Consider the following 21751-nt stretch of genomic DNA (forward strand, 5'->3'; position numbering starts at 1 on the left):
TAGCAATAAAAAATTGAGGCTGACCCAAAAGGGTCATGCCTCAAAATTAATTATAAATTCTTTAAATTTTTTCTAACTCCATTAAAGTTGTCGCCAATAAGAGTGATTTTTCAAGGAGATTATGCTTTAATATATATTCATTTCCTATATATTCTTTTTTCCCGCTTGGGCCAAATCCATCAATCACATATTTCCCACTTTCAACATTTGATATATCGGCAGAACTCCAACGGTGCTCGCCATTTATCCTTATATCAAAATTATCTGCAATATTTTTTATTATTGACATTATTTCATCTGATTTCTCTGTTGCAGTTAATGCAGGTCTTTTTTGTCCGCCTTCCAAATGAAAATCAATGAATTTCTTATATTTGTTTGCAGGAACTATCTTTCTGATTTTCTCATCATAAACTTTAAACATTTCGTTGTCATTAAATCTTACACTCAATTCAAGATCGGCATGAGCAAAAGGTTCCGTTATATTAGATTCTATTTTAAATTCTCTTGGGGATATTATGATCCCTTTCTCTTCATTGGATAAATTCGTCCAGTCTGAAACTAGTTTTGAAAATACAGCTACAGCTTTTGAAACATCTTCTGAGTTTTTATTTTCTCTTAAATTCATATTGCAGGTATATGATGCTGATCCTGATCTGCTCGTTACCATCCCACCATCAGGGAACCCACCATGAAGTCCGAATATATATTTTGCTTTTTTAGATTTTTCTTTAATTATATTCCTTGAAAATCTGCCTTGTACCGTTTCATCAGTTGTAAGCAAAACTCCTATCTTCATTTTCTTTAACATTCTGAGATATTTAAGACTTTGGAGGGATTGAAGCATCATTACTATTCCGCCCTTATGCTCCCATACACCGGTTCCAAAAATCTTGTGTTCAGTTTTCATAAAGTATTTTTGTTTTTTTAATTTTACATTGTTGTCTAGATTTCCAATTAAAAGATAATCATATTCTCCATCATCACTGTTTGAAAAAAACAAGATATTTCCAACTTCTGTCTGTGGAAAACTCTCATAACTAAAGCCTAAATTATTAAAGCTTTTTTTTATGATATTTCCAAATCTATTTACACCCTCTATATTTTTATAATAGGTATTTATGTCTATTACACCCTCTAAAAGATTTTCTGTTTGGTCTAATCTGCTTCTTAAAAAACTCTTTGCTCTGATTGGCAGGGCTATCTTTTTACCGTCTATCTTATGGTCTATTCCGATATTTTCCTTTGAAAAATATCGGAAAGAGGCTACATCAAGCATTTTATTTACCAAGGAATCAAAATCATAGCCTGCCGCTTTGGCCGCAGTAACATATGAACCGGTTGCTCCTAAACTGGCCATTGAATTTACTTCTAGTATATGAATATTATTTTCTTCATCCAGTCTGATATCAACTCTGGAAAAATCTCTCAATCCTAAAGTTTTAAAAACTTTAAGACTCAGATCCTGCATTTTTTTTGCTAACTCTTCGTCTATATCAGCAGGACATATTTTATCTTTTGGTTTAAATTTTTTATCATCTACCGTTTGGATTGCATCTGGATCACCATTCAAATCAATCTCAAGAACAGGCAGCACTTCTACCGGTGAATTACCGATAACTCCTACTGCAAATTCCCTTCCTCTGATAAACTTTTCAACAAGAGCCTGCTGTTTAAACTCATCTATTATAAATCCGACTGCATCTCTTAATTCTTCCAAATTATATACAACTCTCAAACCAAATGAAACACTCTCCATTTTAGGCTTTACAATTACCGGAAACTCTACATCGCTCATATCTTCATCAACAGATGAAAACACCCAGAAATCCGGTGTAGGAATGTTATTTTTTTGCAATATTATCTTTGTAATTATTTTATCCAGTGCAATTGCATGTCCCGATGGAGATGAACCCACATAGGGAATTCCAAGCATCTCCAGCATTGCCGGGATATGCGTGTATCTGCTTTCTCCCTGTATTCCATAAGCCATATTAAAGACAATTCCAAATTTTTCCCCGTCCTGTACCTTAGGGAAAAAATCTCTTATATTATCTATAACATGCATATCCCCATCTATAATCTCTACATTATGACCGCCTTTTTCAAGGGCATCTGCTACACGCTTTACAACTGAAGGATTATATATCTCTTTATTCTGCATACCAAAGACATTTATTACATTACTGAAATCTTTGTTATAAATTATTGCTACTCTCATTTCTTCCTCCAAAATTTTATATTTCAAACCCGCAAATTTTTAAAAAATTTTTTATAATTAAAATTCCATCTTCTCCCGATGCTTCAGGATGTGATTGGAAACCATAAATTGGTTTTTCTCTATGTTTTATTATTTCATTTTGACAGATTTTTGATTCACCTATTCTAATAAAATTTTCCGGTAATTCAGCAACATAATAATTATGTCTTCTGGTAAAATATACCTCTGTTTTATTCAAACCTTTAAATATTGGATCATTTGGATCTGTAATAGTAATTTTTTCCTTTTTTCTCTGAGGTTCAGATAATTTTTTTATCCTTCCCATATTGGCTACTGTTAGTATCTCATGACCGAGACAAAGTCCAAGGACAGGGACATCAAAATTCATCAAGGCTATAAAATTCGATGTGAGATTTAAAGGTTCATATGGATTCCCCCTCCCCCCCGATAATATTATCCCTTTTACCTTCGCTTTTGCAGATAAATTAAGAGGCTGATTATGATCAAAAAAAATATAATCAAAATCTTGTTCCGATAAAAAATATCTCTTAAATTTTTTTATAAAACTACTCTGATTATCGATAATTAAAAGCATATTACACCTCTTTTAAAATTTTTATAAAAACTAAAAATATTATGTTATTTTATTTTAAGATAGTATAAGTATAAAATAAATTAATAGACATAAAAAAAATTACAGCAGCTATGTTTAAAATTTTATCCTCCATTATCCGCCATAATTTTATTTAATACTAATAATAATCCCAGTTGTCTCGTACCCAGTTTTTAACCTCTTCTTGTTCTTTTTTACCTTCTGGTAAAGATTTATAAATCATTGTTTCTATTTTTCTTATACTGTATCTGTCTTCAAGTTTCCATATTTCTGTCAATTTTTTGATAATATATAGCATCTCATGTCCTTCATTCTTATCAAAATTAGTAGAGTCCAGTTTCCCTGTTATCTTAGGGTCTCCCTCGTCATAAATTTTCCATGAATAATTTTTATAAGCCATACTAGATTTACCGATCGAAATCATTTTATTAACCCCTTTACCTATTCATTTTTTTGAAATTCGCTCTATTAATTTATACTAAAAAATCAAAAATGTCAATATAAAAAATAAATACTAATGAGTTATAAAATTAGTTTAATAAATCTTTCTGGTTCTGTTGAAAATTAATTTTAAAAAAAGTTATTTTATTTTCGAAAAAAATAAAACTATATTTAAATTAATCTTCTAATTTTTTGTGACACTTCATCTTTTCAACATATCCATAATCTTCACTATAATCCTGAATAATTTTTAATATCCCCATCATATTCTTCATCTTAGCAAGCTGTTCGAGAGTCCTTTGGGAATTATTTCTGATACTCAGGTCTGCTCCATAATCCATGAGAATCTGGAATATTTCACTATCATCTATCTCTACTGCAATGTGAGCAGGAGTTTCGCCTTTTTTATTTCTAGCATTTACATTTGCTCCAAGATCAGCTAAGACCTCAACCCCATAAATATTTCCTATCTTTACAAGTTTATGAAGAAGTGTATTTCCTTCTTCATCTCCAATATCTAAAGTTTCAAAGTCAAAAATTTTCAAAAAATAATCTAATTTTTCTTCATTTAAATATTTTAAAATATCCATTAATGCCCCCTAAAGTTCTTAACACCTAAAAGTAGTGTGTTTTTTAAATTTACCCGCTCATCTGTAAATAAAACCTCTATTTATTTCTTCCTCCATAGCACATAATTTCTATGTTAAAATCATTTATATTGTATATAAATGATTATTAGCAAGATATTTTATGCTTTTACAATTAAAAAGTCAACTTAATTTTTGAGTAAAATCACATCAGGATTTTATAGATGATTTTGTATGAAAAAATTAAATATTTACAATTGATTAATCCATAAAAATATAGTACTATAATGACAATAAAAAGAAGAAGACCTCCTAAATCAACCTGATATTTCTATAATAAAGGAGAATAAAACTTTTTAATAAATTTAAAAAAGGAGAATAAATTATGGATTTAGATGAATTAGAAGAGATTATGACACCAGAGGATTTTAACAAGTATTTAGAACTTTTTGAACGTGAAGAAGAAATATATACTCCTGAATGGTTTGAGATAGAAGAAATGAAAGAAGAAATCCTTGAAAAATATGATTTAGATCATCCTGATGATTCATATGAAGCAGAGTTTGATGAGTATTATTATTAATACAAGTTGGAGGGATCAACATTTAGAGAAGTCAATAAAATCGACCTTAAAAGGACACTAAAAAAATTAGTGTCCTTTATTTATTATTTTTTTAATTTTTGTCTTTGTTTTATTATGGATTTTATCTGAGATAATTGATGATTTTAATTGGTATGACATTTTTCTGAACAATAAAGACATCCATTGGATTGTGAAAATATTTGTTTAGCTTTTTCTACTGCATCTTCACAACAATCAAAATGTCCAAGATATTCCCTATTTGCTGGACTAGGTAACTTTTCACAATCTTCCCTGTGTACCTCATGATCTCCATTGTCTTGTGGATTTTTATTAACATAGTAATTAGAACTTTCGACTTCAACCTCTACTGAACTACTACTCATATTCCCAACCTCCTGATTTTATAAAATAAACAATAAGTTAACTTTAATATATAACAATTTTTCAATATTCCTTCTATTTCTTATTTTAAAGTTTTCAAAATTGTATTACTCCCATGATTATAAAATCAATACAAATAGACGGTGTTCTACTATAGAATGCCAAGTTTTATAAATATTTATTTTAAACTTATGACATTTATGATATCTGTGATACAATGTAGTATACAAAGGAGAGGTGCCGTCATGAATATATCCAGAAAGAACAACAATGGTTACATCGTTAGAGTAATTGAAAAAATAACCGAAGAAGGAACCTTTATAACAGAAAAAAGAGTGGTTAATAAAGAAGAATTAGCATTAGAAGCTTATGGTAATCTTTTAGAAAAATATCCTGATTTAAAAATTGAATGTTTTAATTATAAAACAGGTGAAATGCTTAATAAAAATTTTTAGTAAGACTATAACATTATCAAATAAAAAAATTAAAGATCCTAAATGGGATCTTTTTTATTACCTTTCTAGACACAGGCTGGATCGTAAATTACTATTTTATTTATTAATTCCTCTAATTTTAAATAAGGCTTTTTTTAAAGATACTATTAGTATTTTCTGATAGGCTAAAACATTTGACAATTCATTCGAAACCGTATATAATGTTATAAATAGATAAAACGGGGGTAATAATATGGTTTTAGCAAGTTCTATAATGGGAATAATATATCATATAGGTAACGACTTCGCCGACTACTTAAAGGTTGAATTAAAAAAAAGAGATATACCAATTGAAGGAAAACATGTGGGTTTATTTATGATACTTTCCATCAATAATCAGCTGGAGTTTAAGGATATAGCTCATCTATGGAGAAAGTCTAAATCTACACTTTGTGATATTTTACGTAAATACTCTGAGGAGGGACTTGTTGAGAAATTAAACTGTACCCTAGACAAGAGACACCTGTATGTAAAGCTTACTGAAGAAGGGTTGAAATATGCAAGGGAGTTTGATGAAATAGCAGCTGAATTTTTAGAAAAAATCACAGTTGGACTTTCTGAAGAGCAGAAGGAAGAATTAAAAACGATACTTCTGGAGATGAAAGATAATATTAAAAAAACATTGAAATAGAGCTCAAAAAAATATTTTAAAAAAACATTGACATAACATTCGGAATCGGATACACTTAATTTGTTCGATAAAGAATAAATTTTCTGGGGATATTAATCCCCATTTAATTTAAGAACAACATTCGGAATCGGATATTTTTTTTAGAGTAATCATACGGAAATGAATGAATTTTAAAATTTGAAAAAAAGTATATAGCTGCAGGAGACATAAATATGAAAAAATTAATATTAGGTATGATGTTAGTAACGGTTTTTTTATCTTTTTCTAAGGATAGAGACAAAGGTGTAGACAGGCACGATTTTGATAATAACAAATCCCTTTCTAACGATAGTGATAACGGCAGAGTAGATTATTTTGATGATCTGGTTTTCAATAACAAGAGATCCCTTTCTAACGATAGAAACAGAGGTGTAGACAGACAGGATTTTGATGATTTCAAATTGAGGAGAAAACCTAGCTACAATAAGGAGGAGTTAAAGAGAAAAAGAGAAGTAATGTTAAATAATATGTTTGACAACTAAAGTCATTAGATATAATTAATAATATGAAAGAAATTTTTTTAAAATTATTGTCCGAAAATGAATAAATTTAACGTAAAGGTAAAAATAAATAAATAGCTGTAGGAGGCGTAAAAATGAAAAAATTAATATTAGGTATGATGCTGGTAATGGGTGCTTTATCTTTTTCAAGTGAAAAAGGAACAGAGGTAAAACTAAGTAACATTTTTGATAATGTTAAAAAGGAACAAATTCAGGAACAGGAAAGTTCTCAGGATAAATTGAATCCAGGAAATTCAGTAAAGGTAAGTAATATTTTTGGCAATTAAAGCTATTGGATATAATTAATAATATGAAAGAAATTTTTTTAAAATTATTGTCCGGAAATGAATAAATTTAACGTAAAGGTAAAAATAAATAAATAGCTCTAGGAGGCGTAAAAATGAAAAAATTAATATTAGGTATGATGCTGGTAATGGGTGCTTTATCTTTTTCAAGTGAAAAAGGAACAGAGGTAAAACTAAGTAACATTTTTGATAATGTTAAAAAGGAACAAATTCAGGAACAGGAAAGTTCTCAGGATAAATTGAATACGGAGAATTCAGTAAAGGTAAGTAATATTTTTGGCAATTAAAGCTATTGGATATAATTAATAATATGAAAGAAAATTTTTTAAAATTATTGTCCGAAAGTGAATAATTTTAACTATAAAGTTTAAAAATAAATAAATAGCTGTAGGAGGCGTAGACATGAAAAAATTAATATTAGGTATGATGCTGGTAATGGGTGCTTTATCTTTTTCTAGTGAGAAAGGATCATCGGTAAAACTAAGTAACATTTTTGATAATGTTAAAAAGGAACAAATTCAGGAACAGGAAAGTTCTCAGGTTAAATTGAATCCAGGAAATTCAGTAATGTTAAGTAATATTTTTAGCAATTAAAGCCATTAAACATAGATAATTAAAACAGAAAAAACCAGAAAGGATCTGGTTTTTTTTATTATATAAGAAATGATACCCGCAAGGGTGTCACCAAAATACCCCTAGATTACGCCTATCTGGATGCAAAGTCACGTTGTTTTTTTACCAGTTTATTTCTAAACCTACTCCAACTTCTTTTACAGGTAAAGTTTTATTTATTTCTGCTTTAACAGAAAATGAAGTACAGTGGCAAGGATATAATTCCTTTAGATTATTTTTTTTAAAATAATCGATAGTTTCGTTGATCTGTTCAGACACTTCAAATAAATGAAATCCTCCTATAACTCCCAATACCCTGTCATCATTACATACTTTTTTTGCATACTCTATTATATTGCATATCCCACTGTGAGAACATCCTGTAATAATATAAATACCATTTTCATTTTTATATGCAAGGGCTGTATCATCCATTACATAATCGTCAACGGAATTTCCATTAACAATTTGTGTGCCAATAGCTTCTCGATTTTCAAAATTATTCATTTGAGGTATCTCTCCTAGAAATGTTATATTTTTACTAACTTTAATAGGTTTTTTTGAAAGAATTAAATTACATTTTTCTTTTAATTCTTCCTTTAAAATGGGAGAACAAATTTTTAAATTATCAAATTTTTTTTCATTAAATGCATCTGGATGAGCGATAATAGAAATATTTTGTTTATCATTTTTTTTAAAATAGTATTTCAATCCTCTTGTGTGGTCATCATGACCATGTGAAATAACAATGGTACTTATATTTTTTAAATCTGCACCCAATGCAATAGAATTTTTTAAAAATAAATCAGAATATCACATTTGTTCTTTTGAATGTATTTATGTGATTTTTTTATAAGAGAAAAAATGCAATTATGTTATAATAACTTAAGTTATTAAAATAAATAAAAGGAGATGAATTATGATAGCAGTAAATTTTGGAGGAAACCTAAAATAAAAAAGGACCTCCGTTAAAAAATTATATATAATTAGGAGTTTGCGGAAAAAGAAAAAATAAAAACTATGATGGGCTGTCTAGATAAAAAGAAAAAAATTATACATAGATAAATATCAAAGAAACAAGGTTGGAGAAAGAAAAGAGGAAAAAGAACTGATGAAAGACAGTGAATATATAGAAAAGGTTTTATAAAATAATTTAAAACTAAATATTTTTTAAGGTTTAGAGTGATACCTCACTTTAGACCTTTTTTATGATCTAGGAAATTTTAAAATATTAAAAAATTTTAAAAATAAATAAATTATGTTAGAGTAGACATTGAATCAAATAATATTTCTATGGAAGAAAGACTCATTGAAGAATAAAAATCCATTTAACTAATTTATATTTTTTCTGAGGGGGTCGACAGAGGTGGAATTTTTGAGGTATACTCTTATTGGAATAAAACAAGTACAATATTAATCTAACCACGGTGGAATGTAAATGTATTTTTTTCTTTTAAATGACAACCAAACAATATTAATCTAATCAGTGTGGAATCTAAATATATTCAAATCAAGTTCGAAACCATGTTTAGTTATAAATTTAATCTAACCAGTGTGGAATGTAAATCAAAGACCAGTGGTCTGACAAGATCCAGAAAACTATTAATCTAACCATAGTGGAATGCAAATAAATAACCATTGACCTCAATAAATATATATAATACTTTTCCGATGTATATTTATATACATATGTACCTATGAGCCTTAAATGTATAAAATGTTAAAATTTAATTAAAAAAAATATTAAAAATTAAGTTTTTTCAAAGAAAACTATTGATTAATCCATATTTTTGAAGTACACTCAATTTAAAAGAAATAATTTATTGTTTATATTTATAGATTAAATTATTGAGTAGTTATGGTTATTTGTGGGAAGAATATCTATTAAAGAATAAAGAACCTAAGGTTCTTTTTTTTTACTTTATAAGTAAAAATTAAGGGATATATTTAATTATAGGGGAGAGGCAGTATGAGGTTTGAAATAAGGTGTAAATTAGAAAAAAAAGTGATTTCAACAGATTATAGGAGGAAGATACTCTCATTTTTTAAAAGATCATTGGAAGAATACAATAGGGAGATAAAAAAAGCTATATATGATGATCCTGAAAGGAGAAATTTTACTTTTTCTGTATATCTGCCAGTTGAAAAAATAGAAAAAGACAGGGTATATCTAAAAAATGACGGTATAAAAGTATTTTTATCGGTTGAAAATATGATGGAAGCTCTCCATTTTCTAAATGCACTCATAGGCAGCAAGGGGAAAAAATTCTCCATGGGTGAAAATTCATTTGTAGTAAGGAGTATTCATAAAAGAGAAGAAATAGAAATAGTCAGAGATGAGGTTATATTTAAGGCACTATCACCTATTGTGATAAGGGAAGTCAGGGAAGGGAAAAACAGCTGGTATCATGATTTTGATAAAAAAGGAATGGAAATTTTAAAGAAAAATACTCTGTATAATTTAAAGGATAAATTTTATAAATCATCATTGGAAGAATTTGAGGTAGTACCGATAAAAACAAGGCGTACCGTAGTGAGTTTTTATAAATCTAACTTCCCGGTGACCTTAGGTACCTTCTATGTGAAGGCAGATAAAAAAATACTAAATTATTTATACAAATCAGGATTTGGCAGCAGATCATCAGCCGGCTTCGGGATGCTGGAAGTTATAGAATAGGAGGGGCTATGAAGGAAATCATAGAGGGAGAGTTTAATACCCGGCTTTATCCATCGGATTGGCGGTGGAGTGCAGCCATTGTAGGGGTAAGCAAATATTTAAAGGGTTGTGATCTTGGCTATAATCAGACAGATGATTATTTAGAATTTAATATTGAAGAGATAACAGACGAAAAATATCTAATCTTTACAGAAGGTTATTTTAGAGATTCAATGCATCACAAAAAGGTTGAGGACCTATTGGAAACTACCTGGAGTGAGGAGGATCAGAGGATAGAGAAAGTAAATGAAAAACTCTCTAAAAATACATCCACTAATACCATAATGTTAAAAACTTTTAAGGGAATTGAATATAATGGCCAGAATAATATGGATATAAAGGAAATTATAGATAGAAACAGACTGAAATTAATTAATGATACTTTTAAGGGTGGCAGGAGTTTATATTATAATTTCTGTAATGAAAATAGTCTTTTAAAAGAAGATAGAAATTCTTGCAGGATCAGGGGGTATTCTCTGGATATGTCTAAAAAAGGAAAATCTGTTTCTTATATGAGAGATACATCTACCTTTGTATATTCCGATGATAAGTTATTTGATTTTATACCCTTTGCTTTTTCCAAAACAAGGGAAGCCTTCTTTATAAATAATAATTTCACCCTGGAGCAGCTCATAAAAACTAATAGCTGGGACTCCCATGATCGGACAGAGGCAGGAAAAAATATGAGGAGTAACTTATTTTACAGGGTAAAGGAAGGTGTTAATTTTATAGATTATGATGTAGAGATCATTTATAAGGAAAGGGAAAAAGATTATTTTGAGACTATCTATGTCAGAGAAAAAGCCAGAAAGGTATTCGATAAAATAAATGATAAACAATTAAAGGCTCTAAGAAAACCTTGTAAGATAAAAAATGATTTTATAAAGATAGAAAAAATTGTAACCGATAATATTTTAAATGAAGTAAAGCTGGATGATTTGATAGATATGTTATTAAAAGAAGGGAATAAATCGTACTTGATATCACATTTGATAAAAATAAATGAACTGATCTACAGGGGTGTGACCGATAAACAAAAGACAGCTTACGCATCTGCTGTACAGATAAGAAAAGCATTGAAGAATAATCCAAATAAGGTAAGGGCCTATGAGCAGAGACTGATAAGAGCCATCACATTAAAGGATTATGACGGGGTATGTGAGATATTGTTATACCTTTCTATATATACACAGGTGAGTATAGAGGTAGCCATAGACCTGTTTGAAAATTTTGAAGATAATAAAAACTTAGCGTACACATTTATAAATACATTGGGAGAGAAAAAAAAATTTAAAGGAGAGCAAAAATAATGAAACATGCATTAACATTGACAGTAATTGCCAACATAACATCAAACTATGGAGAGGGATTGGGAAATGTATCCTCTATACAAAAAGTTTTTAAAAATGGAAATACCTATGCCACTAGAAGCAGGGAAAGCTTGAAGAACTCATTGATGGTACAAAGCGGGATGTATGATGATCTGAAAGTAACTGTAGACGGGGCTACTCAAAAAGAAGTAAATGAAAAATTAAATGTAAGCAACTGCAGAGCCTTGGAGGGCGGATATATGAATACCTCTGTAGGGGAAAAAAAACTTACATTCGTAAGGAAGAGTTCATTTTATCTGACAGATGCCATTGCCTGTGATCCCTTTGTAAATGAAACTAGATTTCACAACAACCTTCATTTAGCCAGAACATATGCTAAAGCTAATAATATAACTCTTCAGGATAAAGAAGCTGCTAAAAAAACAGGACTTATGCCCTATAACTATGAATATGATAAATCTCTGAAAATGTATTCCATTACATTTGATCTTTCTATGATCGGGAAGGATGAAAATTTTGATATAGAAGCCAGCAGGGAGGAAAAGGCAGAAAGGGTTAATTCTATGCTGAAAACTATTGAAAACCTTAATTTAATTGTAAAAGGAAACCTAGATAACGCAGAGCCTGTATTCGTTGTAGGAGGGTTATCAGACAGGATGACCCACCAGTTTGAAAATGTTGTAAGGGTAAAAAATGGAAAATTAAAGATAACCAATGATTTAAAGGATAGGATAGCCAGAGGATATAAGGTAGGACTTCTAGAGGGGGGGAGTATGGATAATGAGGCTGATATAGTTGAGGAATTAAAACCTGTGAGTATAGCTAAGTTCTTTGATGGTTTAAAAGATGAAGTCAATAAATACTATGGAATATAGCCATGAAAGCACTTCGAATTGTATTAACTCAAAATAAGGCACACTACAGGAAGGAGGAAAGTATAACCAACAAGATGACCTATCCCCTTCCCCCCTTTTCAACAGTGATAGGAGCACTGCATAATGCCTGTAAATTTAAGGAATATCATCCCATGGATCTGTCTATTCAGGGAACTTACAGCTCCCTGATGAAACAGCCCTATACGGATTATTGTTTTTTAAATTCCATTATGGATGACAGGGGAATTTTAGTAAAGATGAAAAATAATAACCTTATATCCGTGGCCTTTGATAAGGTGGCAGTGGCTAAAAAAGGTATGGGAAATAGTTTTAGAAAAGGGATTACCATAGAAATAAAAAACCAGGATTTAATGGATGAATACAGAGGTTTAAAAGATTTGAATGATGAAATTTCAAACTTTAAGAGAACAAGGATAGACAGACTAAAAAAAATATTTAAAGTCAGAAAGAAAACTTTGTTAACTAAGAAAAAAAGTATGGATAAAAAATCATTGGGATTTAAAATGGTTACTTTGAGGGAAAAAGAGATTAAAAGAAAAGAAAAACAAATCAATGAAAGGGTAAAAGAATTTGAATATAATAACTATACAAAGGAAATTTCAAAATATAACTCATTGACTACTTCCCTGAAATATTATGAAATTCTGCACAACGTGAATTTAATAATTCATATTAAAACAGATGATGAGACTCTAAAAATTATAAAGGAAAATATCTACAACTTAAAATCCATCGGTAGGAGTGAAGATTTTGTGGATATAGAGCAGTGTGAAATTGTGGAATTGACTCAAAAATTTGAAAATGATTTAGAATATCTAATCGGTGAAAATTCTGCATATTTAGATCATGAGCGGATAAAAGAAGAGGATATAATATTAAAAAATAAAAATGGAACCAAATATTTTTTAAATAAAGATTATGAAATCGTGGAAAATAAAAGGGTGTTCAATAAAAAAGTAGTTATTTATACATCGGGGTACAGTATCGATGATAAGAGTGAGGGTATTTATATAGATACGAGAGAAAAAGAAAATGGTGGAACAGAAAATTATATTGTTAACTTTATATAGACAAAACCCTTACGACCGAGGGAGATATGATACCAGAAAGTGCATGGAAAAGTATAAAATTATTAAAATAAAGAGGAGTAATTTGGAATTACTCCTCTTTAAAAGGTATTTTGGATAGATCTAAATTAAGTTATTTTTACCTGATGATTTTTTTCAAATGCACTTTTTATACTTGCTTTTGCTGGCTGCGGTTTATTGACGATACTGTAAATAAAGCCTGCTATTATAAGAAGACCTGTTATAAATAATATATTAAAAATTATTTTATTATCCTTTTCTTCTATAGTCATCTCGCTTTTTTGTTTGCTGTTCATTTTACACCTCCATAAATTATAAAAATATACACATTAATTTAAATAACAATTCAAGTACGGTTTATTTATGTAATTTATCTTGCTTGTGTTCAATAATATATATTATATATCATAAAACAAGGTTAGTCAATTGAATTTTTGTTTTTTACGAATAAAACCCTAAAAAAGATAAATTATATATATAATACTGTGTTTTGGAATATATTTTATTTATATTTGGCAGGGAGGTTATATGCTGAGCAGTTTTATAATTTTAAAGGAGATAAACTATGAATATTTATTTAAAAAAATCAGACTTAGATGAGCCTGTGGAAATTTTTAATTTAGTTAAAGAAATGGTGCCAATGCAGTTTCAAGAAAAATCATAGAAAAGAATATAGGAGTTTTTGAAAATATAGTAGATGGGGTCAGAAGATATTGGATAGAACTATAAAAGCATATTAAACATTAGGAGGTTAGATATGAAAATATATAATAAATTAGTCAGAGATAAGATACCTCAAATAATTGAAGAGAATGGGAAAAAATCTTGCTGTCATATTGCAGAGGAAGAAGAATATTTAGAAGTTCTGAAAGATAAAATTAATGAGGAAGTAGAAGAATTTTATGAAACTCCATCTGTAGAGGAGATGGCAGATATATTGGAAGTGTTAGGGGCCTTAACAGATTATCATGGTTTTAATAAAGATGAGATTGAAAAAGTCAGGTTAGAAAAAAATAAAAAGCGAGGAGCTTTTAAAAACAGAATAATTTTAGAAAAAGTGGAAGAACTCTAAAGTTTATGCCATCTCCAATATTCCTAGATTGTCAAATTAAATGCAAGGCTTGGTCTCTCCAGAATTTTTCCTGGGGAGTTTTTTAATTTAAGCATTCAATAAAATTCAATAAATAATAAAAGGATTTATATAATTATATTCATATATAAATATAAAAATATTGGAATGTGGTAAGTGATTATGACAACCCAAGATTTTTATAAAGAAATTTATGGAGGGGAAAATGAAAAAAATACTGTCAATGTTAATGAATAGTATCAATTTAATTAGTTATGGGAAAAAAATTAATGAAAAACAGCTGCAAAATAGAAATGGAGTATATTATGAAATAAATCAACAAACTCCGTACACAGGGAAAGTAGTTAATTACTATGAGAATGATGGAATCCAAACAAAAAGAAATTATAAAGATGGAAAACAAAAAGGTCAAATGATTGGTTACTATGAAAACGGACAAATCAAATTTAAAAGAAATTATAAAGATGGAAAACTAAAAGGAGAATCGATTTCTTTCTACGAAAATGGACGAATCAATGGAAAAGAAAATTATAAAGGCGGAAAACTAGAAGGGGAATCAATTTTTTATTATGAAAATGGTGGAATCCAGACAAAAGGAAATTATAAAGATGGAAAAGCGGAAGGAGAATTAATTTTTTATTATGAAAATGGTAAAATCCAGACAAAAGGAAATTATAAAGATGGAAAAGTGGAAGGAGAATTAATTTCTTACTATGAGAATGGTCAAATCGAAACAAAAGGAAATTATAGAGATGGAAAAGCGGAAGGGGAATTGATTTCTTATTATGAGAATGGTCAAATCGAAACAAAAGAAAATTATAAAGATGGAAAAGCGGAAGGGGAAACGATTTCTTACTATGAGAACAATCAAATCAAATTTAAAGGGGATTGCAAAGATGGAAAACTAGAAGGAGAAACGATTTCTTACTATGAAAATAGTCAAATCAAATTTAAAGGAAATTATAAAAATGGAAAGAAAGAAGGGAAAACGATTAAGTACTATGAAGATGGCCAAATTGAAGCAAAGGGGAATTATAAAGATGGAAAATTAGAAGGGGAATCGATCTATCACTACGAAAATAGTCAAATCAGATTTAAAGCAAACTATAAAGGGGGAAAACTAGAGGGGGAAACAATTAAGTACTATGAAAATGAAAACCAATTATAAGCAAGGTAAACATGGTAAGTCTCTCTCTGATAAAGAGGTTTCCAAAAAAATTATATATATATATAGACCAAATTTTATAATTTGGTCTTTTTAAAAAAGTTGTATTCTAAAAAAACAAACGTAAGAATAAGAAATAAACCTTTTTAGATTAGAATTTGGTTAGAATGAGATTAAAATGATATTAAAAATGGATGAAAATAAAAAAATAATATTCTGGATTAATTGTTATCTGTTTCACTTAATCAAAAAAGTTCTACGAAACTATTGAATCTAAAAATAAGATAAAATAGATGAATTCATATTTTAGTACTATTTTAGAATACGAAATTAGGGGAAATAAAAAAAATAATAAAAGTCTCCTATTAGGTTAGATTAAACACCGCTATAGAGGCTGATATAGTAATTGGTGGAGAGCAACGTTATTTATATATAAACTTAGAGAATTTTTGATAAATCAACCAAAAACTTAAGAAATAAACGTATAAATAAATACCTGAAATTAAATAGTACAAAATAAAAATATCCCAGCTGCATGAACTGGGGTATTTTTATTTTGTACTATTTTTAAAGTCTGTAGTGTCAAAATTTAGGACTCTCCTGTCCTTGATTTTAGATTGCTGTTTTTTTGACAAAAAAATCACAACCTATAACATTTCTCCAAAACAAAGTGATCTAAAACGAGATTAGATGTTCGATTTTAGTTTTGAAAATTATGAAAAGTAGGCTAAACTTTTATTAGTAGATAAATGAAATTTAGAAAATTATATTTATTGTTGAAATTATTTTGGAGGTTTTAATGGAAGTTTTAATTAATGGGTTGAATAGTATTGTTTGGTCACCGGTACTCGTATATCTTTGTTTAGGTGCAGGATTATTTTTTACTTTAAAAACAAGCGGTGTTCAATTTATGATGATTAAGGAAATGATAAGGCTGTTACTGGGAAAAGATGTTAAGGAAGGGGAAAAATCGGAGGATTCAATAAGTGGATTTGAAGCAATGTGTATGTCTGTTTCTGGAAGGGTAGGAACTGGAAATATTGCAGGGGTAGCTACCGCCATAGCGTTAGGGGGACCTGGATCGATATTCTGGTTATGGATGATTTCATTATTGGGGGCTGCATCATCATATATTGAATCTACATTGGGACAATTATATAAAGAAAAATTTGAAGGTGGATACAGAGGAGGACCTGCTTATTACTTTAAAAAAGGATTGTTGGGCGGGAAAACCTGGTATGGAAATCTGTTTGCAATGTCTACAGTATTGGCTATGTTGATATGTATGCCGTCTACTCAATCAAATGTAATTGCAGGAAGTTTGAAAACAGCAGTAGGAGTTCCTCAGTGGATTACAGGATTAATTATTGTAGGATTCCTATGTGTTATTGTTTTTGGAGGAGCTAAAAGATTAGCGAAGTTTGCCGGGATAGTAGTTCCATTTATGGCAGTAGTATATATCATCATTGCAGTGATAGTGTTAGCACTTAATGCAGGGGACATCATCCCGTCACTGACTTTAATTGTTAAATCTGCATTTGGAAAAGAAGAGGCCTTTGCAGGGATTGCAGGAGCAGCAATATCCTGGGGTGTAAAAAGAGGTATTTATTCAAATGAAGCAGGGCAGGGAACGGGACCAGCTTCAGCAGCAGCAGCAGATACTTCACATCCTGCTAAACAAGGATTGATACAAGCATTTTCTATCTATATTGACTCTATATTTGTATGTACAGCTACAGCCTTGATGATTATCATTACAGGAGCATATAAGGTCTTTGATGGAGCTACTGGTGAGGCAATTTATGCAGGGAAAGGTGCAACTTCTAATATGAGTATGGGAACAGTAGGAGCAGCTAATACATCTACAGCTTTAGATATTGGAATTGGGTATGGTGCATATATAGTAGCAATAGCTATTGTATTCTTTGCCTTTACTACACTATTAGCATTTTTCTGGAATGGAGATACAGCATTAGTTTATTTAACTAATGGCAGTGAAGAAGGGAAAAAAATCAGATTTATTTTAAAATTAGTATACCTTGGATTTACATTTTCAGGTTCTATAGCTGCAGGAGGAATGGCTTGGACTTTTGGAGATATTGGAATAGGAATAATGGCTTGGATAAATATCGTAGGAATTTTAATTATGCATAAACCTGCTATTGCCTGCCTGAAAGATTATAAACTAAGGATGAAAGAAAATAGAGAAGATGATTGGGACTTTAATCCAAATCAGATTGGAATTCAAGGAGAGTTTGCGGTTTGGGATGAAATAAGAAGAGAAGGAAGAGAAAGGGTAACGGTTGAAGAAGGTGTAACAGAATTAAAAATATCATAAGATAAACAAAAGAGGCTGACCCCAAAAGGGTTGTGCCTCTTTTGATTTTCTGGATGCAACGTCACGTTGCTTTTTGATTATTTTTATTCTTTAAATTCCACCTCAGCTTGGGGCAGGGATTTATTTTCCTTGGAAACCTTTACCTCTATCCTTTCAGAAGATACTCTGTCCGAGAAGAAGTCTAAAATATACTTTTTTCTCTCCTCCATGAGATTTTCCAGAGTCCTTTCTGGATCCATCTTTTGACCTAAGAGGATCCCGGTGATGGATTTGGTGGTAAGAAGACTTATTTCCACATTCTCATTGGTGTATAGGGTAAAGGTTACCTTGTGTTTAGGATTTTCTGTAAGTATATTTATAATCTCACTTAGTTTATCTGTTTCAGGTTGATTAGGCTCTCCCGAAAGATAGTTAAAGTAAATGGTCTTGATTTCGTCATCTCCCAAGGTAAGAACCTTGGAGATGATGGTCTGAGGAGACCTGGCCGCCTTTACCAGACCGCTCATAATACTGCTGGTTACGATAGAGGTGATACCTAACTTTGGATTGGTGAGGTCACCAGTCACAGGAAGGGTAATACGGATATTCCCATATCTATCGGAAAGAACCTTTATTACAGATCCCAAAGGAATCCCCCTGGAATAACCGGTAGTTTTCCCCAGATCCACCTTTGAGATGGTTATGTCGTGTTCCGAATTCAGCTGAGCGGCTCTCAGATTAACCCTTCCCCTGGATGACAGAATCCCTCCGTCAAACTCGTTGGGAAGATTCTTCTGGAGGATATTGTTGAAGGTAGGGATATTTAAATTTGTCACATTAAGGGTTCCGCTGAAGGTGATGGTCTTGGGAGAAAAATCCCAGTCCTCCTTCAGGGAGAGATTTCCCTTGAGTTCTACCCTTTGGATGCCTGCAAGGGACAAACCTGCATCTATAGAGGAATTTTTATTTTTTTGAGTGGTAAAGTTTGCAGCTGAAAATCCTATATTTTCGTAGACAGATGTTTTTTCCAGCCCCCTGTAAATAACTTTTCCATTTTTAACATTGATTTTGGAAGCAAATATTACGGGAAGGGGCTGTTCATCTTCCTTCTTTTGATCGCTGGAACCACCGGAACCACCGGCTTCTTCGGGGGATTCCTTGAGATCGATCAGAGGAGAAGTAAGGGAAATTGAGCTAAATTGTATTATTTTTGGAGAGTACTCCTTAACCACTATATCACCCTTTGCCAGCTGAACCTTAGTTTCATCCTGGATCTCTCCTTTGAGATTTGAAAGTGAGAAACTGCTGTTTGAAAGAAAAATCCCCTCTTTTTTAAAATTAAAGTTTAGTTTAGATCGGATGTTTTCTACTGAGATATCCATAGATTCAGGTTTTTTTATGCGGAGGTTGGATCCTGAAAAATCCCCCTTGGAACTTATGTTGTCCTTTGAATAATCTAAAAATGACGAATAATTGACAATCCCTCTAATTTCATAGGGGAAATCCTTTGTGTAGGAGTTTAAGATCTTAAGATCCAAATTTGAAACCGATATATTGCCCTTTGCCTTGAGGTCTGAAAAAGTATCCATGTCATTTACCTTTACATTTAGATCTCCCTTTAAGGGGGTAAAACCATCCATAAGGGCATCCAGGACAAAATTTGAATTAATTTTTTTATTGGAAACATTATTTCCATCTAGATAGACCTTTTCAAAAGATAGATCTTTTGTAAGTACCCGACCACTTCTCAGTTTGAGATTACCTATTACAACTTCAATTGCCTCTTCCTTAGAAGGTGGGCTGTTTTCTCCGGAACCTGTTTCCTCTCCATGGAAGTTTTTGGATTCCTCAGGAGAAATTTTCGTATTTAAATCTAAAAAAAAGCTGTTCAGTATCACTGAATCCAGAGTGATCATCTCCTTACTCAAACCTCCCAGTTCAACAGAGAGATCTCCCATAAAAAAATCCTGCCCCTTCTTATTTTTAATGTTGAAATCCTTGAGATTCAGCGGGCCAGACAGGGAGTAGGAGCTGTCATCCAGATTGTAAGCAAGAGAGCAGTTACCATAAAGGGATTTAAGCAGGATATCGTGAAATGTCTCCTTCTTTCCTATGAGTTTCAGATTTTCACTAAGTATATCCGATTTTAATATGACCCTGGGATAGCTGAAGGAATAATCCCCTTTCAGGTTAACTTTTTTGACTTCAGCCTCATATGAGAGCGTCTTTTTAACGGAGTCAGGAAGCTCCCAAGATGGGGTATCCAAGATAAAACTCCCCTTAAGGATAAGAGATTTAAGAGGATCAAAGCTCGTGGAATAATCCAAGACCTCAACAAGAGACTGGGATGAAAAATCTATGGAGTCGTTAAGGGTAAAGGACGCAGAAGCAGATGCCTTATTTTCGGGAATATTCCTCAGGTCCTTGAGACTTAAATCTATATCGGTAAATGCAAGGTCGCCGTAGGTCAGGGAGGATCTTTTAACTGTAATCTCACCGATGATTATATCCTTTAGGAGATAGGCCCTTTCCTCTGCAGGAAGGGATTTAACCTGCTGTTTTTCCTCAGGGAGAGGAATGGCTTTTTCTTCTTGTAGGATGGAAAGGTTACTTTGGGTATCCTCTATTTCCAATTTTTTAAGGTTTAAAGAGATTTCAGGAAATGTGAGACTCGCGAGGTCTATAATTATACTTTCAGAATTAAGAAGCTGATTTCCTTTTTTGTCCTCAGCAAGAACCTTTGAACCAGAGACATTTCCTCTTACCTGAAACTCCTTCTTAAGGTAGTTTCCCTGGAGAAAGATTTTTCCATTGAGATTTCCAGACAGCTTAAGCTCATCCTCTTCATCAGGGGAGAAGGTATTGGTGAATTCAAACCCCTCTGAGGCCAAGGAGGTATCCAATATACCGGTTTCTGTATTGGCTTTAATTTTTATATCAAGGAGACCACTCCCTAAAATATTTAAACTTGCAGAAAGATCCAGCTCATTATTTTCATAAGTGAAGTCAGGTACCCTGAAAGTTATTGTATTCATTGACTTCAATATTTCCCCGGCTCTTATGAAAGTCAGCCTTTCTACAGCGATATTTTTAATTTCCACCTCCCTTATGAAACCTTGTGAAGATGCCCCTGGATCTTCCTCTTCTGTCTGTGGAGAACTTTCTTTCTCTGCTTTCGAGTCATTTCCTAAACCAATAAGGTTTAGGGTGGGTTCGATAAGGCGAACCTCACTTATAGACAATTTTCTTTCAAAAAGTTTAAGAGGATCGGCATTTACCTCTATGGATTCCAGAGACAGCAGCGGTTCTTCTTCTCCGTTCCATATAATCACATCATGAGAGGAAAGAGTTCCTGTGAAAGGATTCAGCCAAAGGCTCCCCATACTTACCTTTCTGCTTAAAGTATCTTCTAAAGATGAGATGACAATCCCCTTTAAAAACAGGTTTGTACCTGCTACCAAAAGAAATATAAGCACACCCATAGATAGCAGAATTATTTTATATATTTTTTTCATAACCAGCCTCCTAAAAAACAAAGATCTTTCATTATAATTTAGGGAAAAGACTTGTTTTTTCCTGCCTAATTTCTAAAATAAATGAAATAATATACTTCTTCTCTAAATATTTTCCCGTTCTGTAATTTATTGTTGAATAAGCACAAAAATAAAAAAATGAAAAATATCATCTTCGTAGTATAAATCAGGCAGAGAAAAAAATTATTCTGTACGAAAGGCTAATGGAGGT

At 31.1% G+C, this 21751-nt stretch carries 22 protein-coding genes; 14 read left to right on the top strand and 8 right to left on the bottom strand.

Annotated features, from left to right (window positions below; translation table 11 throughout):
- Positions 1 to 61: 61 nt before the first annotated feature.
- From DYH56_RS10085 to DYH56_RS10100, 4 genes are all read right to left on the bottom strand, one after another.
- Entirely contained in the window at positions 62 to 2218 is a 2157-nt protein-coding gene (locus DYH56_RS10085) for a M20/M25/M40 family metallo-hydrolase (RefSeq protein ID WP_114642744.1), read from the bottom strand.
- Positions 2219 to 2234: 16 nt separating this feature from the next.
- Positions 2235 to 2813 carry a glutamine amidotransferase-related protein gene (locus DYH56_RS10090; protein ID WP_114642745.1) on the bottom strand — a complete coding sequence of 193 codons (579 nt, stop codon included), beginning with the start codon at positions 2811 to 2813 and terminating at the stop codon, positions 2235 to 2237.
- 157 nt (positions 2814 to 2970) lie between these two features.
- A complete protein-coding gene (locus DYH56_RS10095) occupies positions 2971 to 3255 on the bottom strand; it encodes a hypothetical protein (RefSeq protein ID WP_114642746.1) in 285 nt (94 codons plus the stop codon).
- A 193-nt stretch (positions 3256 to 3448) separates the two neighbouring features.
- Positions 3449 to 3862 carry an ankyrin repeat domain-containing protein gene (locus DYH56_RS10100; RefSeq protein ID WP_114642747.1) on the bottom strand — a complete coding sequence of 138 codons (414 nt, stop codon included), beginning with the start codon at positions 3860 to 3862 and terminating at the stop codon, positions 3449 to 3451.
- A 382-nt stretch (positions 3863 to 4244) separates the two neighbouring features.
- Between DYH56_RS10100 and DYH56_RS10105 the strand changes: the two genes are divergently transcribed.
- On the top strand, positions 4245 to 4442 hold the full coding sequence (locus DYH56_RS10105) for a hypothetical protein (RefSeq protein WP_114642748.1): 198 nt from the start codon (positions 4245 to 4247) through the stop codon (positions 4440 to 4442).
- Between the two features lie 143 nt (positions 4443 to 4585).
- On the opposite strand, the gene DYH56_RS10110 is transcribed toward DYH56_RS10105, so the two are convergent.
- Positions 4586 to 4825 (bottom strand): hypothetical protein, encoded by a 240-nt coding sequence (locus tag DYH56_RS10110; protein ID WP_114642749.1) that lies wholly within the window; start codon positions 4823 to 4825, stop codon positions 4586 to 4588.
- A gap of 243 nt (positions 4826 to 5068) precedes the next feature.
- On the opposite strand from DYH56_RS10110, the gene DYH56_RS10115 reads away from it, so the two are divergent.
- The 6 genes from DYH56_RS10115 to DYH56_RS10140 all read left to right on the top strand — a co-directional run bounded on the left by DYH56_RS10115 (position 5069) and on the right by DYH56_RS10140 (position 7386).
- Positions 5069 to 5278 (top strand): hypothetical protein, encoded by a 210-nt coding sequence (locus DYH56_RS10115; protein ID WP_114642750.1) that lies wholly within the window; start codon positions 5069 to 5071, stop codon positions 5276 to 5278.
- A 232-nt stretch (positions 5279 to 5510) separates the two neighbouring features.
- Positions 5511 to 5948, top strand: coding sequence for a MarR family winged helix-turn-helix transcriptional regulator (locus DYH56_RS10120; RefSeq protein ID WP_114642751.1), 438 nt, complete (start codon positions 5511 to 5513; stop codon positions 5946 to 5948).
- Between the two features lie 212 nt (positions 5949 to 6160).
- Positions 6161 to 6469, top strand: a complete 309-nt coding sequence (locus DYH56_RS10125; RefSeq protein WP_114642752.1) for a hypothetical protein — start codon at positions 6161 to 6163, stop codon at positions 6467 to 6469.
- A 113-nt stretch (positions 6470 to 6582) separates the two neighbouring features.
- Positions 6583 to 6774, top strand: coding sequence for a hypothetical protein (locus tag DYH56_RS10130; protein ID WP_114642753.1), 192 nt, complete (start codon positions 6583 to 6585; stop codon positions 6772 to 6774).
- Between the two features lie 113 nt (positions 6775 to 6887).
- The gene (locus tag DYH56_RS10135) at positions 6888 to 7079 is read left to right on the top strand and encodes a hypothetical protein (RefSeq protein ID WP_114642754.1); all 192 of its coding nucleotides are present in this window, start codon (positions 6888 to 6890) and stop codon (positions 7077 to 7079) included.
- A 115-nt stretch (positions 7080 to 7194) separates the two neighbouring features.
- Positions 7195 to 7386 carry a hypothetical protein gene (locus DYH56_RS10140; RefSeq protein ID WP_114642755.1) on the top strand — a complete coding sequence of 64 codons (192 nt, stop codon included), beginning with the start codon at positions 7195 to 7197 and terminating at the stop codon, positions 7384 to 7386.
- Between the two features lie 141 nt (positions 7387 to 7527).
- On the opposite strand, the gene DYH56_RS10145 is transcribed toward DYH56_RS10140, so the two are convergent.
- Positions 7528 to 8184 carry an MBL fold metallo-hydrolase gene (locus DYH56_RS10145; protein WP_199533014.1) on the bottom strand — a complete coding sequence of 219 codons (657 nt, stop codon included), beginning with the start codon at positions 8182 to 8184 and terminating at the stop codon, positions 7528 to 7530.
- Between the two features lie 1189 nt (positions 8185 to 9373).
- On the opposite strand from DYH56_RS10145, the gene cas6 reads away from it, so the two are divergent.
- The 4 genes from cas6 to cas5 are packed head-to-tail and all read left to right on the top strand — an operon-like array spanning position 9374 to position 13417.
- Positions 9374 to 10081: a CRISPR-associated endoribonuclease Cas6 gene (gene cas6 / locus DYH56_RS10150; RefSeq protein ID WP_114642756.1), complete on the top strand. Its 708-nt coding sequence runs from the start codon at positions 9374 to 9376 to the stop codon at positions 10079 to 10081.
- 8 nt (positions 10082 to 10089) lie between these two features.
- A complete protein-coding gene (cas8a1, locus tag DYH56_RS10155) occupies positions 10090 to 11430 on the top strand; it encodes a type I CRISPR-associated protein Cas8a1/Csx8 (protein WP_114642757.1) in 1341 nt (446 codons plus the stop codon).
- On the top strand, positions 11427 to 12326 hold the full coding sequence (gene cas7i / locus DYH56_RS10160; protein WP_199533016.1) for a type I-B CRISPR-associated protein Cas7/Cst2/DevR: 900 nt from the start codon (positions 11427 to 11429) through the stop codon (positions 12324 to 12326). The genes cas8a1 and cas7i overlap by 4 nt, the downstream gene beginning before the upstream one ends.
- A gap of 2 nt (positions 12327 to 12328) precedes the next feature.
- On the top strand, positions 12329 to 13417 hold the full coding sequence (gene cas5, locus DYH56_RS10165) for a CRISPR-associated protein Cas5 (RefSeq protein ID WP_114642759.1): 1089 nt from the start codon (positions 12329 to 12331) through the stop codon (positions 13415 to 13417).
- A gap of 125 nt (positions 13418 to 13542) precedes the next feature.
- Here cas5 and DYH56_RS10170 read toward each other — a convergent pair whose 3' ends face one another.
- Positions 13543 to 13731, bottom strand: coding sequence for a hypothetical protein (locus DYH56_RS10170; RefSeq protein ID WP_114642760.1), 189 nt, complete (start codon positions 13729 to 13731; stop codon positions 13543 to 13545).
- A 461-nt stretch (positions 13732 to 14192) separates the two neighbouring features.
- Between DYH56_RS10170 and DYH56_RS10175 the strand changes: the two genes are divergently transcribed.
- From DYH56_RS10175 to DYH56_RS10185, 3 genes are all read left to right on the top strand, one after another.
- Positions 14193 to 14507 carry a nucleoside triphosphate pyrophosphohydrolase gene (locus tag DYH56_RS10175; protein WP_114642761.1) on the top strand — a complete coding sequence of 105 codons (315 nt, stop codon included), beginning with the start codon at positions 14193 to 14195 and terminating at the stop codon, positions 14505 to 14507.
- Between the two features lie 223 nt (positions 14508 to 14730).
- Entirely contained in the window at positions 14731 to 15693 is a 963-nt protein-coding gene (locus DYH56_RS10180) for a toxin-antitoxin system YwqK family antitoxin (RefSeq protein WP_158539119.1), read from the top strand.
- Positions 15694 to 16489: 796 nt separating this feature from the next.
- The gene (locus DYH56_RS10185) at positions 16490 to 18028 is read left to right on the top strand and encodes an alanine/glycine:cation symporter family protein (RefSeq protein ID WP_114642763.1); all 1539 of its coding nucleotides are present in this window, start codon (positions 16490 to 16492) and stop codon (positions 18026 to 18028) included.
- Positions 18029 to 18111: 83 nt separating this feature from the next.
- On the opposite strand, the gene DYH56_RS10190 is transcribed toward DYH56_RS10185, so the two are convergent.
- A complete protein-coding gene (locus tag DYH56_RS10190) occupies positions 18112 to 21522 on the bottom strand; it encodes a DUF748 domain-containing protein (protein ID WP_114642764.1) in 3411 nt (1136 codons plus the stop codon).
- Positions 21523 to 21751: the final 229 nt, after the last annotated feature.

The organism is Psychrilyobacter piezotolerans (genome assembly GCF_003391055.1).
Classification (GTDB): Bacteria; Fusobacteriota; Fusobacteriia; order Fusobacteriales; family Fusobacteriaceae; genus Psychrilyobacter; species Psychrilyobacter piezotolerans.

Bases quoted from the DNA above. Each gene is read 5' to 3' on its own strand.
- DYH56_RS10170 (WP_114642760.1), bottom strand. From the start codon at position 13,731: ATGAACAGCAAACAAAAAAGCGAGATGACTATAGAAGAAAAGGATAAT.
- DYH56_RS10135 (WP_114642754.1), top strand. From the start codon at position 6,888: ATGAAAAAATTAATATTAGGTATGATGCTGGTAATGGGTGCTTTATCT.
- DYH56_RS10180 (WP_158539119.1), top strand. From the start codon at position 14,731: ATGAAAAAAATACTGTCAATGTTAATGAATAGTATCAATTTAATTAGT.
- cas8a1 (WP_114642757.1), top strand. From the start codon at position 10,090: ATGAAGGAAATCATAGAGGGAGAGTTTAATACCCGGCTTTATCCATCG.
- DYH56_RS10125 (WP_114642752.1), top strand. From the start codon at position 6,161: ATGAAAAAATTAATATTAGGTATGATGTTAGTAACGGTTTTTTTATCT.
- DYH56_RS10085 (WP_114642744.1), bottom strand. From the start codon at position 2,218: ATGAGAGTAGCAATAATTTATAACAAAGATTTCAGTAATGTAATAAAT.
- DYH56_RS10175 (WP_114642761.1), top strand. From the start codon at position 14,193: ATGAAAATATATAATAAATTAGTCAGAGATAAGATACCTCAAATAATT.
- DYH56_RS10190 (WP_114642764.1), bottom strand. From the start codon at position 21,522: ATGAAAAAAATATATAAAATAATTCTGCTATCTATGGGTGTGCTTATA.
- DYH56_RS10140 (WP_114642755.1), top strand. From the start codon at position 7,195: ATGAAAAAATTAATATTAGGTATGATGCTGGTAATGGGTGCTTTATCT.
- DYH56_RS10090 (WP_114642745.1), bottom strand. From the start codon at position 2,813: ATGCTTTTAATTATCGATAATCAGAGTAGTTTTATAAAAAAATTTAAG.
- DYH56_RS10120 (WP_114642751.1), top strand. From the start codon at position 5,511: ATGGTTTTAGCAAGTTCTATAATGGGAATAATATATCATATAGGTAAC.
- cas5 (WP_114642759.1), top strand. From the start codon at position 12,329: ATGAAAGCACTTCGAATTGTATTAACTCAAAATAAGGCACACTACAGG.
- DYH56_RS10095 (WP_114642746.1), bottom strand. From the start codon at position 3,255: ATGATTTCGATCGGTAAATCTAGTATGGCTTATAAAAATTATTCATGG.
- DYH56_RS10110 (WP_114642749.1), bottom strand. From the start codon at position 4,825: ATGAGTAGTAGTTCAGTAGAGGTTGAAGTCGAAAGTTCTAATTACTAT.
- cas6 (WP_114642756.1), top strand. From the start codon at position 9,374: ATGAGGTTTGAAATAAGGTGTAAATTAGAAAAAAAAGTGATTTCAACA.
- DYH56_RS10185 (WP_114642763.1), top strand. From the start codon at position 16,490: ATGGAAGTTTTAATTAATGGGTTGAATAGTATTGTTTGGTCACCGGTA.
- DYH56_RS10100 (WP_114642747.1), bottom strand. From the start codon at position 3,862: ATGGATATTTTAAAATATTTAAATGAAGAAAAATTAGATTATTTTTTG.
- DYH56_RS10130 (WP_114642753.1), top strand. From the start codon at position 6,583: ATGAAAAAATTAATATTAGGTATGATGCTGGTAATGGGTGCTTTATCT.
- DYH56_RS10105 (WP_114642748.1), top strand. From the start codon at position 4,245: ATGGATTTAGATGAATTAGAAGAGATTATGACACCAGAGGATTTTAAC.
- DYH56_RS10115 (WP_114642750.1), top strand. From the start codon at position 5,069: ATGAATATATCCAGAAAGAACAACAATGGTTACATCGTTAGAGTAATT.